11 protein-coding genes and 1 pseudogene are annotated in these 17,831 nt (G+C 57.6%); 4 read left to right on the forward strand and 8 right to left on the reverse strand.

The annotated features are described in order from the left end of the window. Positions 1 to 1,034: hypothetical protein (locus tag WS95_RS36065; RefSeq protein ID WP_059827651.1), on the forward strand; the 1,034-nt coding region annotated here is incomplete at its 5' end. Between the two features lie 5 nt (positions 1,035 to 1,039). On the opposite strand, the pseudogene WS95_RS36070 reads toward WS95_RS36065, so the two are convergent. The 3 genes and pseudogenes from WS95_RS36070 to WS95_RS36155 all read right to left on the reverse strand — a co-directional run. Further along, positions 1,040 to 1,729 (reverse strand): annotated as a pseudogene (locus tag WS95_RS36070) (ESPR-type extended signal peptide-containing protein); the annotation flags it as partial. A gap of 1,058 nt (positions 1,730 to 2,787) precedes the next feature. Further along, complete coding sequence (locus tag WS95_RS32455) at positions 2,788 to 3,468, reverse strand: response regulator transcription factor (protein ID WP_063890187.1); 681 nt, start codon at positions 3,466 to 3,468, stop codon at positions 2,788 to 2,790. 525 nt (positions 3,469 to 3,993) lie between these two features. Next, positions 3,994 to 4,293, reverse strand: a complete 300-nt coding sequence (locus WS95_RS36155) for an H-NS histone family protein (protein WP_082747029.1) — start codon at positions 4,291 to 4,293, stop codon at positions 3,994 to 3,996. 530 nt (positions 4,294 to 4,823) lie between these two features. Between WS95_RS36155 and WS95_RS30075 the strand changes: the two genes are divergently transcribed. After that, entirely contained in the window at positions 4,824 to 5,747 is a 924-nt protein-coding gene (locus tag WS95_RS30075) for a LysR family transcriptional regulator (RefSeq protein ID WP_059827652.1), read from the forward strand. Between the two features lie 365 nt (positions 5,748 to 6,112). Here WS95_RS30075 and WS95_RS30080 read toward each other — a convergent pair whose 3' ends face one another. The 5 genes from WS95_RS30080 to WS95_RS30100 form a co-directional block, all read right to left on the reverse strand. Next, entirely contained in the window at positions 6,113 to 7,537 is a 1,425-nt protein-coding gene (locus WS95_RS30080; protein WP_156444609.1) for a carboxylesterase family protein, read from the reverse strand. 363 nt (positions 7,538 to 7,900) lie between these two features. Next, the gene (locus WS95_RS30085) at positions 7,901 to 12,709 is read right to left on the reverse strand and encodes an ATP-dependent helicase (RefSeq protein ID WP_059827653.1); all 4,809 of its coding nucleotides are present in this window, start codon (positions 12,707 to 12,709) and stop codon (positions 7,901 to 7,903) included. A 7-nt stretch (positions 12,710 to 12,716) separates the two neighbouring features. Beyond that, positions 12,717 to 13,067 carry a TfoX/Sxy family protein gene (locus tag WS95_RS30090; protein WP_059827654.1) on the reverse strand — a complete coding sequence of 117 codons (351 nt, stop codon included), beginning with the start codon at positions 13,065 to 13,067 and terminating at the stop codon, positions 12,717 to 12,719. A 57-nt stretch (positions 13,068 to 13,124) separates the two neighbouring features. Then, positions 13,125 to 13,871, reverse strand: a complete 747-nt coding sequence (locus WS95_RS30095) for an MmcQ/YjbR family DNA-binding protein (RefSeq protein WP_059827656.1) — start codon at positions 13,869 to 13,871, stop codon at positions 13,125 to 13,127. Positions 13,872 to 13,902: 31 nt separating this feature from the next. After that, positions 13,903 to 14,805 (reverse strand): alpha/beta hydrolase, encoded by a 903-nt coding sequence (locus WS95_RS30100; protein ID WP_059827657.1) that lies wholly within the window; start codon positions 14,803 to 14,805, stop codon positions 13,903 to 13,905. A 310-nt stretch (positions 14,806 to 15,115) separates the two neighbouring features. Here WS95_RS30100 and WS95_RS30105 point away from each other — a divergent pair, with 310 nt between their 5' ends. Further along, on the forward strand, positions 15,116 to 15,991 hold the full coding sequence (locus WS95_RS30105) for an AraC family transcriptional regulator (protein ID WP_082747030.1): 876 nt from the start codon (positions 15,116 to 15,118) through the stop codon (positions 15,989 to 15,991). A gap of 293 nt (positions 15,992 to 16,284) precedes the next feature. Then, positions 16,285 to 17,538 (forward strand): hypothetical protein, encoded by a 1,254-nt coding sequence (locus WS95_RS35215; RefSeq protein ID WP_156444611.1) that lies wholly within the window; start codon positions 16,285 to 16,287, stop codon positions 17,536 to 17,538. The last annotated feature ends 293 nt before the right edge of the window (positions 17,539 to 17,831 follow it).

The following is a 17,831-nucleotide window of genomic DNA, read 5'->3' on the forward strand; positions in this document are numbered from 1 at the left end:
AACTCACCGAGCTGTTCGTCGTGCTCAGGCCAGTCGACAGCGACGTCACCCCGCTTTGGGCCGTGCTGATCCCCGTCGAGGCCGACGTCGACAGCGAACTCACCGAACTGTTCGTCGTGCTCAGGCCGGTCGACAACGACGTCACCCCGCTTTGGGCCGTGCTGATCCCCGTCGACGCCGACGTCGACAGCGAACTCACCGAACTGTTCGTCGTGCTCAGGCCAGTCGACAACGACGTCACCCCGCTTTGGGCCGTGCTGATCCCCGTCGACGCCGACGTCGACAGCGAACTCACCGAACTGTTCGTCGTGCTCAGCCCGGTCGACAGCGACGTCACCCCGCTTTGGGCCGTGCTGATCCCCGTCGAGGCCGACGTCGACAGCGAACTCACCGAGCTGTTCGTCGTGCTCAGGCCAGTCGACAGCGACGTCACCCCGCTTTGGGCCGTGCTGATCCCCGTCGAGGCCGACGTCGACAGCGAACTCACCGAACTGTTCGTCGTGCTCAGGCCAGTCGACAACGACGTCACCCCGCTTTGGGCCGTGCTGATCCCCGTCGACGCCGACGTCGACAGCGAACTCACCGAACTGTTCGTCGTGCTCAGGCCGGTCGACAGCGACGTCACCCCGCTTTGGGCCGTGCTGATCCCCGTCGAGGCCGACGTCGACAGCGAACTCACCGAGCTGTTCGTCGTGCTCAGGCCAGTCGACAGCGACGTCACCCCGCTTTGGGCCGTGCTGATCCCCGTCGAGGCCGACGTCGACAGCGAACTCACCGAGCTATTCGTCGTGCTCAGCCCGGTCGACAGCGACGTCACCCCGCTTTGGGCCGTGCTGATCCCCGTCGACGCCGACGTCGACAGCGAACTCACCGAGCTATTCGACGTGCTCAGGCCAGTCGACAACGACGCAACCGAGCTATTTGTACTACTAAGCGATGTAGAAAGAGAAGTAATTGAACTGGTAGCAGCAGTGGCGGCACCCACGGCCGTAGAGAGGCTATTCACACTCGATCCGACTGCGGTCAACGCTTGATTCGTAGCGTAAAGCTGCGATCCATTGACCGCATCGGTGCTCGCAGCGCCAATCCGCCCTGCTGCAACGTTTGTAACTGTTCTTTCTGAGCCAGAAGCTCCTACACTAACAGTCGAATTGGGCGTCGTGCCGGCGAAATTGTAAGTCGCTCCATTGAGGGTAACGCCCGTGGTAGCCGCTGCAGCAGAAGTCACCGATCCAGACCCGAGAGCAACAGCATTGGTGTTCCCAGCACTTGCACCGAAGCCGATAGCGGTTCCCCCATCTGCGGTGGCGGTAGCGGTCGAGCCGATGGCCGTAGCATTCGTACCCGAAGCCCATGCCCTAGCTCCAAATGCGGCCCCAAAGACAGCCGCATAGCTCGCATATCCGACAGCAGTGGCCGGCTGGAAAATGCCGCCCGTCGCGGCTCGAGAGTCTGCGCCAGCCCCCCCACCAATCGCCACATCATAGTTTGACCACGCGTTGGTCGCAGCTCCGTTGCCGCCAATCGCAATGCTCCCGGGGCCCTGAGCATTAGACAAATATCCACCCGAATATTGAGCGAATGCGACCTGGGACGCCAACATCAGCGGCAACGCCACAATCGCGATTGCTGCCCGTTTACTAGGCTTTCCACGTGCCGAATCAATTTCCGAAGCAGCTACCCAGGATCCAAGTGCTTCATTCCAAATTGTTCTGTAATTCTTATTCATTAAAGTACTCCACCGTCATTTCATAAAAAAACGCCATAGCCCACCCGAATATTTGTTAGACAAATAATGCATAGGGAACCTGACGAACTAACGGTGAGTAAAGCGAGATCGGCAACCCACCAGTTAATAAACATTCTCCAGTCGATCGCCGCGGTCAGCGCTGAATTTTTGTCACGAAACTGCCCAATAATTGGGCAAAATTGTCACTTTTGGTTAAAGCCACATTGAAACAATCTCGACGGTAATGATTGCCACTTGCGACCTACAAATAGAATATCTCGTCATTGAGATAAACACGACAATGGCGGCACATTAACTTGCCGCACGCAATGCCTGCCCGAATACGTTCGAATCGAGGTAACTCTTCGCCACGACAAACTAATGGGAGCCATTAAGAATGACTTATCGGGCAGACCGCAATATTCATCCTTGATTTTTGAGTGTCCAGATGGTTTGGCGTAGGAAGCCGCTTCTTGGAATTGAGGTGACGCAATGCGGCGTGTTCGCTCTCTAGAATCGCATGCACAGAGAATTTTTCTGATAAAAATCAATTCAATTCGAGCCAATGCTCACCATCTCGTGCGGGCGCCCGAATGATATAAATCGACTAGCCCACGCGGTATCTGACAGGTTTACCGAGGTTCGAGAACTGACGCATGAAAACTAACCAACGCGCAGAAAATCAACAAAGCACGATGGATCCACGCCACTCCGCATGCGCCAATTCACAACAGCCCGGAACTCTGACCGGATCAAAAGCAAATTCACTTTTTCCGGATATCCCGAATAGCCAATAAATCTGCACCTAACGATAACCATATTATGCACATCCAGGAGCATGTGTGCCAGGCCCTCAACATCTGGCCGCCGCAGGAAGCTGAACGTTACAATACAGCATAATTCAGAATGACCACGATGATCAGATTTGCGACCAGGAAATTCCACTCATTTATGTTTATGAGCCATCAAAATTACACCCTTACCATAGCGCAGGGAATTTAAATTTAATGGTAATTTTTAATTATAATATCACTCCAACACCAACCCCACCCATAAATTCAGCAACCCTCGAGTTTATACCCCACCGAGAATACCGATCTCAATATCAATCCATTTTCACCATTCAATTTCAATTTATTTCGAACACGGTACATATGAGTATCCAACGATCGCGAGACCATATCCCCACCTTGCCCCCACACGGCCTCGATTAGATACTTTCGAGGCACGATTCTTCCAATATTTCGAAACAGCAGAACAATAATATCCATTTCCTTTCTTGTCGCGCGAACGGGATTTCCATTAATGTAAATGCAAGTCCCGGTATTGGGTATGAGATACCCGCCCGCGCGAATTGAGAGACCATCCCCACCGGCCATAAACGTCCGTCGCACAAGCGCATTCACCCGCGCAACCAATTCGACTCGCCCAACCGATTTCCTTATGACGTCGTCAGCCCCAGAATTTAGCGCTTCCGCAATCTTTTCTCCCGCATAATCATCTACCAAAACAGCGACCGGTATCTGCGGGCCAAGATTCGCGCGAATCCAATGGAGCATATTGGACGCCGATCCATTCGGGAAGATCCATGTCAGAATTACAAAATCGAACATCGTCTGCTGCAACAGGCGCACGGCATTTTCTCGGCTTTCCAGAGCCGTGACCTCACATCCGTGTTCTCGCAAAACGGTCGGTACAACACCGTTCGCGCCATCGCCATCAACCACCAGAATTCTCATAACTTCAAACCATTTACGAATAAAACAACCTGCCAAGAGGAAATATTCTCATGGCGATCACCATAGCCTCCACTGAATTTTTGTCACGGAAATGCCCTGCAATCGGGCATAAGCGTCACTTTTGTTTAGAGTGCTGTTGAGTGCACCCAATGGCAGTCCAAGCAAAACGTATAGATTGATACGATTGAACGGGAATTGCCGTACCAGACTAGACAATCCTGTTCAGATCCGATGGCAATCTGAAGCCTCTATCCAGAATTCATCTTGCGCTAACCTCGCCCAGCTCTGAACGCTCAGCAGTGACTTGATGTCAGAGACAGTTTCCAGATTCAAGACAATATTGAAGGAACGGTACGGCGCACTCTCTCTGTCCGCGCCACCGCTATCTCATATTCAGTCATTTCAAATCGGCTGATAAAGGCGAATCCATTTCCTAAACCATCAATCGGCGAAGACCTCGCACGCTGAAGCCAGCGTGAATCCCCGGGCTGACAAAAACTACGATCCCATCAGCTATCCTTCTTTCTATTCCGAGTCCGCTTTATCTATAGCAAAATCTCTCCGGTCTCGCCCCTTTATCCATTGCGGTTCACGCCCTACTCCGGACCATGTACTGCCCGTGACGGGATCGAAGTATTTTGCCTTTCTACGCTTTCGAGTTCCCGTCGATTCCGAACTGAATATATCACTCTCTGTTATTCCAAAAACCTTGACGCACTCCACGATCTCGGCAAGAACGGAATCAAACAGCCGCCTTCTTTCCATGTCCAACTGTAATTCCAGTCTTGCTTTCATCTCCTGGTAACTTTTCCAAGAATCCATCATAGTCACAAGTCGACCTCAATTCTCAGACATTCAGATTCACCACTAAATCCGTGATCGAATCGTGTCGATATCGATTCACGGCGACACGCGCACCTGCTAAGCGCCGCCCAATTCAAAACCATCAACCGGCAAAATATTGGCCCGCCTGCCGCGTTACTCTGGGCCCACTTTTCATCAAACCCGTATCGTAGAGATCTTTTAGTAAATAAAATCCTTACGTTTGACGACACGCCGGCCGACGTCGACTTCGTCCGCCGCCGCAAAACGTCGGCCTCAGTGGCAACGCCTTTCCGTCGTGGAATTTGATCGAGGACCGACACTTCCTGAAATTGATCAGGGATCTTGCACATCGAAAAAGCAGCATGGTGTCCCAACCCGTACCACTCGGATAAGACTTTTCCCATGATTGCGATATTGGTTTGCGATTCATTGTCGCTAGAATTTCGCGGCCCCTTAGTGTCAGTCAACGACGACTGAACAACAATCAGTCTTTTTTTTGTGATTCGTAAGCTGCCCTTTATAATATTTGGATGGCCCTTACACGCGTTACCGTCAGACAATTCGAGGCGTTTCTCGCCATTGTCGATTTGAACAGCATCGCCGGTGCGGCGACACGGCTGGGTCTAACATCTTCAGCCGTAAGCCAACTGTTGGCTGAACTAGAGCGCGAACTCGGCTTTCGGCTTTTTGATCGTACGACACGGCGCGTGGATCTTTCCTCTGCGGGCCGAGACTTCCTGCCGTCTGCCGAATCCGTACTCCGCCACTTGCATGCTGCCGAGCAAGCCGCAAGTGATATCCGCAACCGCGCGGCTGGCATCGTACGTGTTGGCGCACCGCTCGTTCTAGCGAGTACGGCATTGCCAGTTGCCATTGCCGACTACCGAAGCCAAGAGCCGAAGGTTGTCGTACGGCTGATCGATACCAGTGTCGACCAGTTGGTAGATCACGTCGCAAATGGCGACGTTGACTTGGCCGTGGGCCCCGACAAAGCTACCGGCGAGCGCGTTGAACGCGAACCGCTCTTCCCTAGTCCGTGGGTCCTGTGGTGTGCACCGAGCCATCCGCTTGCACGTCGTCGGCGGATACTTTGGCAAGATCTCCGTGGTCTACCAATAATCGCGACTAGTCGCGATCATGAGGCGAGTGTGGATCAAATGCTTGCTGAACGGCCCACTCACTCTCGGATTGCTCCAATGGAGGTGGTCGACAACGTCACAACTGCGTTCGGTCTTGCCGCACAAGGACTCGCTGTTACGCTGACACCCGACTATGTGAAACCACTAGCACGGACCTTCGGTCTGACGATGTGCCGAGTGGTCGAACCGGAGACGATCCGCGAGGTATGCATTTACCGGCCTGTGACGCGGGCGTTGTCGCCATCTGCGGCTGGTTTCGCACAATTTCTCGTTGAACATCTGAAAGTTTGGAACCGCGAGACGCAAGCGAAATAGCGCTTGCTTGGAAGCCTGTCGGACATCCTTTGCAGTCGCTGACTTACAGCGGATGTAAACCACGATCCGCCAGATGAAATCATTTGTGATGGACATATCGAATCAACGGTCACTGAACTCGAATGAACGGGACTCGAGCACTTTCCGACATTGGAGAGTTGGTTGCGGGCAACCGGTATTCCCTTCGATGCTCTCGAGCTTGTTGCTTCCCAGGGCCGGCAAGCGCCTCGTGTAGTCCGCGCTCGAATCTGCTCTAACGGATAAAGACTTCTGCTGACTTTGTGGCACTGGAAGACGCTCTGTATAGATTAAGCCGCTACGTTCCCGGCCTTACTGGTCGAACGCATTACAGCATGCATGCCAGCTCAGGTCCGTTCGATGCCCGAGAAGGTTCGCAGGACTTTGAGCGCGTGAGCCGTGGGGTCACACGTCGAATTTCCTATGCCGTGCGAAGTTGGTTCGGTGATCACGGTGTTCCAAAGCCGATTGTGGTTGCCTGCGGAGAAGTCGAGAAGGGTATCGCGAACAAAAGTGTCACGTGTGGCTTGCTCACTGCTTTGTCCGGAGCGCTGCTGGCCAACAATGCCATACAGCTCCGTACCGTGTACCGCGTGCGCCCCCTCCACAGAGCCAATATTAAGCAGCCAGGCATTTCCGCCTGCCGCGGCGTGGGCAAGTGCCGAACGAGCGGCTGGCAGGGTGTAAATGTAATCGGTAAGTAGCGCCCCACGAACCTCAACCGGGGAGCGTCCATTGACATCGTAGGCAGCGACGATGCGCCGGGCACGGCTGCGTGGGATGCGCGAATTCCTGACAAGCTCTTCGACAAGGTTATCGATGCTGCGGGGATCGAAGCTCTCAGTCGCATTGATGACCCACCAATCCGCCTCGTTCGTCGCCGTGCTGAAGAGGATATCGACATCGCGGTGACGCCCAGATTCGAGGACACGCAGCGGGATGTCGGCGAGAACGGCCCCGGGCTGCGACCGGTCATTCACGATACCGATCGTCGTGTTGTCGATGCCGTTTCGATCGCCAATGTCACGCGGGCCGACCCTGTTGAGGGTCTCGGCTAAGAGCTTTGCATCCAGAGTGAGCAGTTGCTCGGGAGCATTTGTGATGCCGAGTTCAGTAAGAAAGGTATTTGTGAGTTCTTCGGCCCACCAAGCCGGAACTATCCGGGATGCTCCCCCGGAAAACGCAGCGAGGCGCTGGTAAAGACCGTCGGCGGCCGGCGCGGCAAGGAGCCCGATTGCGGAGAACGCACCTGCGCTGTGGCCTGTGACTGTTACGTTTTTAGGGTCTCCGCCGAAGCGAGCGATGTTCTCCCTCACCCACTGAAGTGCAGTGATGATGTCCTGCAGGCCAAGGTTGGTGGCGTCCGCGAACACCCCTCCGTATTGGGAGAGCGAGAGCCACCCAAAAGGGCCGAGTCGATAATTTAACGATACCCCGATGGCGCGGCCGGTGGCGGCAAGGCCCGAAGCATTCGAGGTGGTCTGGGTATTAGCCCCCATCTCGAATCCACCACCATAGATGTAGACGATGACAGGGAGCGGGTTATCGCCAACGTCTTCGGGTGCCCAGACGTTGAGGTTCAGGCAGTCCTCACTCAATCCGTTGTCGGCTTCGAGCCAGCCGGTGTCGCCGGCTTGCACCGGGGCGGGTCCCTTCTTGTCGTAGGGCAAGTCCGGATTGAACGGCAGCAGATTTGGCCGACCAAAGCGCTCTGCGGTGGCGTAGGGGATACCCAGCCAAGATTGGGTTGTTTGAGTATGGGGATTCATCATGTTCTGGACTTTTCGTTGATTGATTACTCTGCGTAGGGTTCAGAGAAAGGATCGGCTTCGCAGCCGGGCCCAGTAGCGAAGCCTCTCAAGAACTTTTCTCTCGTAGCAGCAAGTTGTGGGGTCGTGAAAAATCTGACGGGGTATAGGCCGCCATGTCCTGCTTAGAGAACAATGGACTAAGGCTCTCCGCGTAGAGACCGAGCAAATCAACCGTGTGCTTCGCCTCCAAGCTAGTGCGAGCGCCGACGATGGCGCCCGGCAAGCTATGGGTCAACGATCTCACGGTGGGATGTGCTACTACAGCGTCCTGCATTGCTTGCTCCTTTTAGTGAACGCAACAACTGTTGGGTTTGGCGACAGCTCTCAGTTCCCCCAGTACAGGCCTTTCGACGCGCTGGAAAAACCAATGACCCTCAATGCCGGATCCAGTTTGCTCGTCCTCACTGGCACACCATCAACCAGTTCGAGCGTGAACCGGTTACGGTGATCGCGCGCAAGCGCCGCGGAGAGCGCCGTCAGCGCGGCGGCAATAACCTCCGTCTGTGCTTCATCGTCAGGATCGTTATAGGTAAACAACTGACGACCGCCCTGAGGCAGGTAAAGCACAAGATGGCCTCGATCGATGACAACGAAGGCCCCCGCTCTTCGGGCAGGCCGCACCTGGGAACCATGCGAGGGCCAGGGAAGAATGGTTCCAAAAGGATTGCCCGGATCTACGGCGCTGAGCGCGACAGGCATCGGCCCTTCAGGAACCGCCTCAGCCAGTTCACGGAGTCGGTCCACCGTTGCCCGCTCGGCGAACTGAGCCGCCCCAAGTCCGAGCACGAACCGACCTCGTACCGTGCTCCCAGTGTCCTCCATGCTTCGCAACACCGGCTGCAATGCCGCAAAACCTCCGGGAACGTTTTCCGTCACTGCGACATTACGCGTCACCATTGCGTAGCGATCCAGCAGACCTTCAGTCCACGCAAGCGCACGCACGGTACTGGAGAGTGGCTCCGCGCGCAGCAACGACCATCGGCCCGCCAAGGTGGGCGCATTGAACGTCGCGAGCTTAAAGTGGATTTCTTCGGAAACTGCAGATCGGGCAGTTAACGGGACGCCACGCTGGCTACGCCGCCTCCGCGACGATAGTGCGCGGGGCCGAGAGCGTTGTGAGCCCAAGGCGAACGCACGCAGCGGCGTCCACGTGTCATTCGTGACGCGGCCTAACCAGACGAGGTCCCATAGCGCTGCGTGGAAATCTTCCGGCAGCACTCCAGACGCGTCGTGATGATCGGAATGCTCCCCGGCCAGTTTCGTCTGCACCTGCGCAGCCAGCTGGCGTGCAAAATATGCTCCTCCATCGGCAAGCAGGTCGAGAATCGTATGGTGCAGAGGCGATAGATCCACGGGGCCGGAGACATCTGACGCCATGGGCAGAGTTTCGGAGGCGTACTCGTGGAGATGGAGAGCCACCAGGCCATCATCGTTACCCTGCCTGCCGTGGCCCGACCACAAAACCGCACCGCTGGAGAGGAGGCCATCGAGCATGCCGGGCACGTAATCACGTACCCGAGCGGGCAGGATCTGCCGTTCCCACACGGACGCGAGCAGCGGCACCCCGGCGAACTGCTCGATGACTTGCAGCACGCCCTCCTGACCTTCCAGCGCACCGCACGCGGGGCTCCAATTCTTCACGGCTGCACTTCCGGCCGAATTCGCAACCAGTCCTTGCCGTTCTAGCAGAAGGCGCGCGTAGGCATCGCGGGGTACCGGCTGGGCGGCCTCGCGGGCCGCCTGCAATGACCGGATACGCAAACGCTGGAACACCTCGTCGGCAACCCATTCGCACTGTGCGAGCGGTCCGGAATCTCCGCTTACCTCACCGGGGGCATTCGCGCTGCGCCCTACCCCGAAGCAACCGGAGAGAAGCTTGCCCTGTCCGACAATCTGCCGCAGCGTGGCCTCGGCAACCGACGCCCCGAGACCGAAGGCCGAGGCCACATCGCCTGTCGTGAACGGAGCGCGAGTGCGCGCGAATCGCGCGACCAGATCGCGCAGCGGCTCGACTGTGGGCTCCAGGAACGCCGCCGGCACCCCGCCGGGGAGATGCACGCCCAGCGCATCGCGCAGCCGACCGGCATCCTCGATGCTGGCCCAACGCTCCCGCGTGCCGATCCGGACACGAATTACACGCCGCTCCGCCTCGAGGCTGGTGAGGAAGGAGACTGATTCGTCAGTTTCACTGTCCAGGCGCGCGGCAACGTCAACCGCACATAGTGGCCCAAGTTCGCGCAGCAGGTCGGCCACCCCCTCTTTGCCCCTCGCTCTATGGCCGGGAGCCAGCCGCTGCAGTTCTTGATCTACCTGGTCTGTCACCAAGGGATCAAGCAGTTCGCTCAGATCGACCTGACCCAGAAGGTCACTCAGTAAGGCACTATCGAGCGCAAGCACCGATGCACGGCGCTCAGCTATCGGCACGTCCGTCTCATACATGAACTGTGCGACATAGCCAAACAGCAGGTCAGCCGCGAAAGGAGACGGCCTCTCGGTGGTGACCTCGACTAGCCGCACTGCACCCGTGTCCAGGCGACGCACGAGCGTATCGAGCGCGTCAAGGTCGTACACGTCCTGCAAGCACTCACGTGCAGTCTCGATCAAGATCGGGAACTCTGGATAGCCCCGGGCGATCTCCAGCAATTGGCCGGCGCGAAGCCGCTGCTGCCACAGCGGAGAGCGCCGGCCGGGCGTTCTCCGCGCAAGCAGCAGCGCGCGCGCAGCACACTCGCGAAACCGCGCGGCAAACAGCGCAGAGTCCCCCACGGCTTCGGCAACGGTGCGCCGCAGCTCGTCCGGATCGAAGAGGAACAACTCCGCGCCCGGCACCCGGCCCATCTCCGGGATGCGCACCACGATGCCGTCGTCACTGGACACCACGGCCGGATCGACATCCCAACGCTCGCGGACGCGCTTGGTGATCGCCAGTGCCCAAGGCTCATGGACCCGACGCCCATAGGGCGAATGCAGGATCAGGCGCCAGTCACCGAGTTCATCGCGGCATCGTTCGATGACCAGCCTGCGATCGGTGGGTAGCACCCCCGTCGCGGCGCGCTGCTCGTCCAGCAGCGCTGTCATGTTGGAAATCGCGTTCCTGTCCAGACCGATAGCATCCAGACGCTTGCGCATATCCGGGCCGAGGAAGGGCGCGGCGCCAGCCCCGGCAACGTTTGACTCGAGCTGGCCGAGGAATGCACCAATGGCCTCGCCCAGCTCAGCCGGGCGGCCGATGCTGTCACCGCGCCAGAACGGCAGGCGAGCGGAGCGGCCCGGAGCCGGGCTCACAATCACTTGGTCGCGGGTGATCTGCTGGATGCGCCAGGACGTCGCTCCCAAGGTGATGACATCATTGACACGCGACTCATAGACCATTTCTTCGTCGAGCTCACCCACGCGACGCGAGCCGGCACGCTCTTCGCCTTCGGGCAGAACGACGCTGAACATGCCACGATCGGGAATGGTGCCACCGCTGGTGACGGCTAATTGCTGTGCACCAGGGCGCGCCGACAGTTGACCAGTCTGCCGGTCCCAGACCAGTCGTGGGCGGAACCCGGCAAAATCATCAGAGGGATAGCGCCCTGCCAGCATGTCAAGCGTGGCATCAAACGCAGTGCGCGGAAGGGTACGATACGGCGCCGAGCGACGCACAGTGGCATACCAGGCGTCGACATCAAGGGCCTGCATCGCGACGGCGGCGACGGTCTGCTGGGCAAGCACATCCAGCGCATTGCGCGGCAGGTCAATGGCCTCAATTCGGCCAGCCAGCATTGCGTCGACGATCACGGCGGACTCGATCACATCGCGTCGTGTGCGCGGATATACGAGCCCGGCGGACATGCCTCCAACCTGGTGCCCGGCGCGCCCGACACGTTGCAGAGCACTCGCGACCGACGGTGGTGCGGATACCTGAATCACCAAGTCGACCAGCCCCATGTCGATACCCAGTTCGAGGCTGGAGGTGGCGACCACGCAGCGCAATTCACCGGATTTGAGCGCATGCTCGATCTCGGCGCGATGCTCTTTGGAAACCGACCCGTGGTGAGCTCGGGCGATCGTAGCGGTAACACCGGCAGCTCGCGCCTGGGTGCTGCCCGCCGACGATGCGTACTGCATCGACGGATGGCCATCCACTGTGGCTGCAGGTGGTTCGGCGCCTGCAAGTCCTGCAATATGTGCTTCATTGAGGCGCGCCGTGAGACGCTCTGCAACGCTGCGGGAGTTGACAAAGACGATAGTGGCGCGGTGCGCGAGCACCTGGTCCAGAATGCTGGCCTCCACGTGCGACCAGATAGAGCCTGGTCGGCCATCGCGCGCGTCTTCACCCGATTCACGCTCAGGGACGTTCGACATGTCTTCGACCGGCACCACGATGCGCACGTCAAGGTGACGGCTCGATGGCGGCGCCACGATGGTGACAGGACGATCGCCCCCCAGGAACTCAGCCATCCGCTCCATGGGGCGGACGGTGGCCGACAAGCCGATGCGCTGCGCTGGAGCGACGAGCAGCGCGTCCAGCCGCTCCAGGCTCAACGCGAGATGCGAGCCGCGCTTGGTACCCGCCACCGCATGAATCTCATCGATGATGATGGTACTGACGTCGCGCAGCACTTCGCTCGCCCGGGAGGTCAGCATCAGGAAAAGCGACTCCGGCGTCGTGATGAGAATATCGGGAGGGCGCCGCACGAGACTGACGCGATCAGTGGCAGCGGTGTCGCCAGTGCGCATGCCAACTGTCAGTATCACATCGACGTCGCCGCGGCGGCGACGCTCCTGCATAACGCCCTCCAGGGGCAAGGCTAGGTTGCGCTGAACGTCCGCGCCTAAGGCCTTGATAGGCGAGATATAGAGCACACGTGTTTTAGTAGGTCGTCGCCGGGAGTCGTCCGGGCCGGCGGAAGCGACCAATGCAGCCTGCTCGCTAAACAGCCGATCGATGGCATGCATAAAGGCGGCCAGTGTCTTGCCCGAGCCGGTAGGTGCAACGACCAGCGTGTGGTGCCCCCCACCGATTGCCGTCCACGCGGCATCCTGCGCGGCCGTCGGCGTACCGAACGTGGACAGGAACCAGTTGCGGGTGGCTGAAGTGAACTGGCCGCACGATAGAAATCCTTTGGATTGAGTCCTGGATGCCACGAGAGCGTCAGTCCTTCGCAACTTTGAGGGCGGCGCTCCACGCCCGCTGTGCCCACTCGCGCAGCTTCTCGCGATCCTCGATCACGTCGACAGGCACTTCCCGGTAGGATTTGAGCGCATGATCATGGCCATCGACGACATAACCGAGCGCGTGGGAGCCTGCAGCCTCATATTCGGCACGGCTTGAATCGTCCACCTTGAAATACAGAGAACCCATCCAGACCATTGCAAACACAAGCTCGTCCCGATATAGCGCGACGGCACCAAACAGCGGCTTTGTCGTCACTGGCACCCAACCGGAGAGCTCCTCCGCGTAGTGAGCGGCCAATCCTCTGCTTTGCTTTGTGAGTTTAGTCATTTGTCGCTCCTTATTTGCCGGTCCGTGCCATATTGCGAAGCGGCGGTGTGAACAACTTCAGTTCGCGGGCCTTAAGCGCTTAGGCACCCCTTTGAGCGCTAGGTAGTAGGACTGTTCTACCAGTTCCCTTACCACTTCCCGGGGCAGCCCCCTGCCCCCTTCGATGGACACCCAGTGATGTCTGTCGAGATATCGCCCGGGCGTCACGTTCTGATACTGCTCGCACAGAGCCTCGGTCTGGCTTGGCTCCGTCTTGACCGTGATAATCGGCTCATCGGAATCGTCTGTGACGATGAGAAAGACTTTGTCGACGACCTTGTAGACATCGAGCTTTTCGACAAACGGGCGGCCATGGCTGACCCCTGGCAGCGCATTCGCAAGACGGCGTGCCAGAGGCTGCAATTCGCGCCTAGAGACGCTTTCGTGTGACAAGTGGCTCTGACGTCCTACATTACGGATACGTTTTTGCGGCAGACTCGCCTGAACCAGTGAGTACGACTCCTTGATCTCCCGCCGCAGCAGATCCTTCGTGATGGCCTTGCCCCCGACAATGGACAGCCAGTGCCGCTTGTTCATGCGACGACCTGCGCAGATTTCCGCGTATTGCCCGCGCAAGATCGCCCCCCGGATGGGATCCGCCTTCACGATGACAGTGGCCGTGCCGTCCACCTCGGTGATTAACATGAATACCTTACCGTGCAGCTTGTATGTCTCCCACCCCACCCCCATGGACTGATCGGCCGTGACACCCACAAGTGATCGCGCAAACGTATCGGCGACGCGAGAGAGGGTCTGTGCATCCATGGCAGGATCTTGAAGATGTGCGTCCGCGACCTCAGCGGATGCTGGCCCGGATGTAGGCGCCAATCTGCCGGACCGCCTGCTCCGCTTCGGGGAAGCTGGCGACGAAGAATGGCCAGGTGTGGACCATCCCCTCACCCTCAATCAACTCGGCGCTAACACCCGCTTCACGCGCCTTGTGCACCAAGGCTGTGGAATCGTCCAGAAGCACCTCCGCAGTACCCACCAACACGAGCAGCGGCGGTATCCCTCTCAGGTCCGCCCGCAGCGGCGACACCAGCGCGTCCATGTCACTCGCTTTGGTACCGATATAGCGCTGACGGCACTGATCGAGGAATTTGCGGGTAATGACCGGATCGTCGTCGGCCTTGGTGACATGGGAGTTGCCTTGCAGCGTCAAGTCGGTCCAAGGGGAGAGAAGGACTGCCGCAGCCGGCAATGGTTGGTTACCATCGCGCAGCGACACGAGCGTAGACAGCGCCAGACCACCACCGGCGGAATCGCCGATAACCACAATCCGGTCGGCAGCGATGCCTTGGGCGAGAAGCCAAGCATAGCTACGTTGGGCGTCCTCGAGCGCTGCCGGGAAGGGATGCTCGGGCGCGAGACGATAATCCACCGTCAGCGCGCGATAGCCGCAGGCCCGGCAGAGCTCAGTGACCAAGTTACGGTACATGGCAGGATTGCCAGCCACGTAGCCGCCGCCGTGCAGGTAGAAGATGGCCCGTGATGAGTCGCACCCTTCCGGCTCAACCCATTCGGCGGGCACGCCCGCTGCATCAACCGGCCGGATCGCGACGTCGGACACGAGGGACGGGTCGCCGGCCAATGCATCGAAAGCGCCCCGCAGTTCTCCGATGTCGGCCAACTGATCGAACTGTGCGGGGCTAGCACGAAGCTGCTTGAGGAAACTCTGAAATTGCTGACTCAATGGCATTCAACTTTTCCGAATCGTCCAATTAGGATACCTGACAACGAATGCGGTGAGCACTTGGAAAGCCCTGCGACGTCGATGCCCCTTTTGGGGACGCCGGCCGTGCTCACAGAATTCATCTATTGACTTACGAAATTGCAATTATGTGCCGTAAGAGGCATCTTTTTTTGCGATATGATGATCACTTTATTGCACATACCGGACATTCCATTGGATGCAAGCACAAAAGAGGTACCCGAGGAGTACGACGGCCCGACCAACGGTAGAGCGCCTAGCCTATAACGCAGCTAGACCCTACCCGTATGATCTTGAGGTGTTCCGTTTGTCGGATCTCAAGCGTCGCTCGACGGTACAGGCCATGCGCAAGACGTACTGCTACGAGTTCTACATGCTGATCTGCGTGACCGAAGGGCAATGCACGCAATTTGTAGATTTCGAACCGGCGGCGTGCAGTGTGGGGACATTGCTCACGCTGCGTCCGGGCCAAGCCCACAACTTCGGAAGCGACGAGGACTGGGATGGCTGGATGGTGCTGCTCCGTCCGGAGTTTCTGCTATCGGAGCAGGCCGCGCGGGATAAGGCCGAAAGAGTGCCAGTCCTGGATCGCCTACCTGGCCGTATTCGCCTTGATCCGTCAGACTTGAAGTGGGCCGTGCAGGATATCCAGCGTATCCAGGACGATGCTCTCCTAAGGACGGCGAAAATGCCTGATGGCCAACTGAGCGTCGAGGGGGGCGACATGTCGGCAAATTGCCTGAACGCCGACGTGCACGCGTTACTGCGTTACCGCTTCTACGCCCTACTTACGTGGCTGGCTGTCCTGCACGGACGAAACCACGCACCTGCGTTGCAGCATGCAGGCATGTCGCTGCGGTTCCGGCAGTTCCAGGAATTGGTGGAACAGCGATTCACACAGTGGAGCCAGGTGCGCGACTATGCCAACCACCTTGGATGCACCGAGAAGAGCTTGACGCGGGCTACTCTGGCAGCGCAAGGCATCAGCGCCAAGGCATACATCTCGAGGCGAATCGTGCTGGAGGCCAAACGGTTACTCACACACACCGACCTCCCCATCGGGCTACTGTCCGACCGGTTGGGATTCGAGGGAGCGGATCGATTCTGCAAGTTCTTCAAGCGGGAAACCAATTCCACGCCGAAGGATTTCCGAAAGCGCGCCGGCACTACCTAACTCCTTGAACTACCTACCATTGAGCAGAAGCGACGGATTCTCGTATCTCTGCGGCTATCGCCTCGATCGCGGGGAACTGGAACAAAATTTGAGCGCTACCGCGAGATGATCATTTTGTATGACAAAACTTTAGCCGAATCAAGTACACCTCGATTTCCAAAAAATATTATTGAACCGACCCTGACCCATAACTGGTTCTTAGCTCAAACGGCTACTTCCTAGCAAGTAGCAGCCGTTCGGGCTACACGAAAAGATGTGGCATTCTATTTTCCTCCTGACCAATGAAGCCGATCGTGAAGGAAGCAACTCTTCAAATTCTCATAACAGCACGCGCACTCCTCGAGCAGGCAGAACGACAATGCGGGCTTGGCGATCGTTATCTAGCGACTGCAGGATTGATCGTGCTTCAGGATGCCGTTGAACTTGTTTTTCTGGCTGTCTTGATTGAGAAACAGTTGGACGAAGAACGCGCAATCGAGAAGTTTACTTTCGATGAGATGATTTCGGCGCTTGGGCAGCTAGGAATGAAGATACCAAAGTCCGGGACGCTCAAAGCGATGAACAAGTTGAGGGTGACTGCGAAGCATTACGGTCAAGTGATGGAACCGTTGACTGTTCAAGGACATCTGAGTGCAGCCAAAATGGCGATCGACGCAGTTTTGAATTCGGCGGTGGGTAAGCCTCTTAGAGAAATATTTCTCGTTGAGGTTGTTGGCAACACGATCTCTCGGCCTTTTCTGGATGACGCCGTGTCTGCTCTCGCAAAGAGCGACTATGCTAAAACCTTGATCTCCACGCGCAAGGCTTTCTTTTTAGAGTTCGAAAACGACTACTGTATTTATCCATATCGCAACACGACCGCAAACTCGCCTTTTCCTGGTGGCCTTCTGGGGCTCGGGCTTCTCGGCACTGGCTGGAAAGCCCATTACTGGACCCGTAACGCAGAGTGGATACGAGACAATGTAAAAACTCCTTTCGATTACGTCCAAATCAACTATGAAACTTGGCGGATAGACGCGATGGAGTGGGGAATCAACACGCAAATCCTTAATAATATTCGGCGCCTTACTCCCGAGGCGATTCGGCTGGAAATAAATGGGGAATGGTACATTCGGCTTCCCGCCGCATATGCGGCCAACAGTTCGAATCATGAGAACGCGTCCAGATGCCTTGACCTGACAATCGAAGCTATCCGTAGAAAACATGAACACATCCGGGCTGCACGTACAGCCAGTGAAGACAAGCCTTATGAAACGCCCGATGCTTACGTGGGACAGCCCTTGTTTGAACGGCCAGCGCGGGACAGCAAAGTCATACGTACTCTTGAAGCGGGCGATACGTATGTTGTCAAGGAAATGCTCAGCGGCTTTAATCCCAGCGAGTTATTTTATCGAATTAAATGTACCCCTGTTTCTAGTGAACCTGCCTGGGGCTATGTGGAACGGATTAATGCGCAACCCCTGGATGAATCCAATCCCGATGTACAAATGCCAGAGGCCGAAAACCATGGCACGTCACTGGATGACCCTAGTCACGATTCGAAGTGAAGCCATTATGCCTTTCCGCGTCTGCTTTCGGCTCGATCGGGGCCATCCGACTCCGAGTTCCGGACGACTGCACCGGGCCGAACCCCACCCAACGCAGAATGGACAGCTGGTCCCGCGAGTCCGTCGCTGTCCGGCTCAGATCGCGCCGAAGCCACCTATCATCGCATCGAATGCGCACATCGGTTTGAACCTTCATCGATCCCTCGATGAATACTTGCGACACTCGCGACGCCGCCCGCGCTTTGCCCACGCAGCACCACATGGTTAGACCGACGAGGACAACGCAAGCCCCG

It is taken from the genome of Burkholderia sp. MSMB1826 (assembly GCF_001526325.1).
GTDB lineage: Bacteria > Pseudomonadota > Gammaproteobacteria > Burkholderiales > Burkholderiaceae > Burkholderia.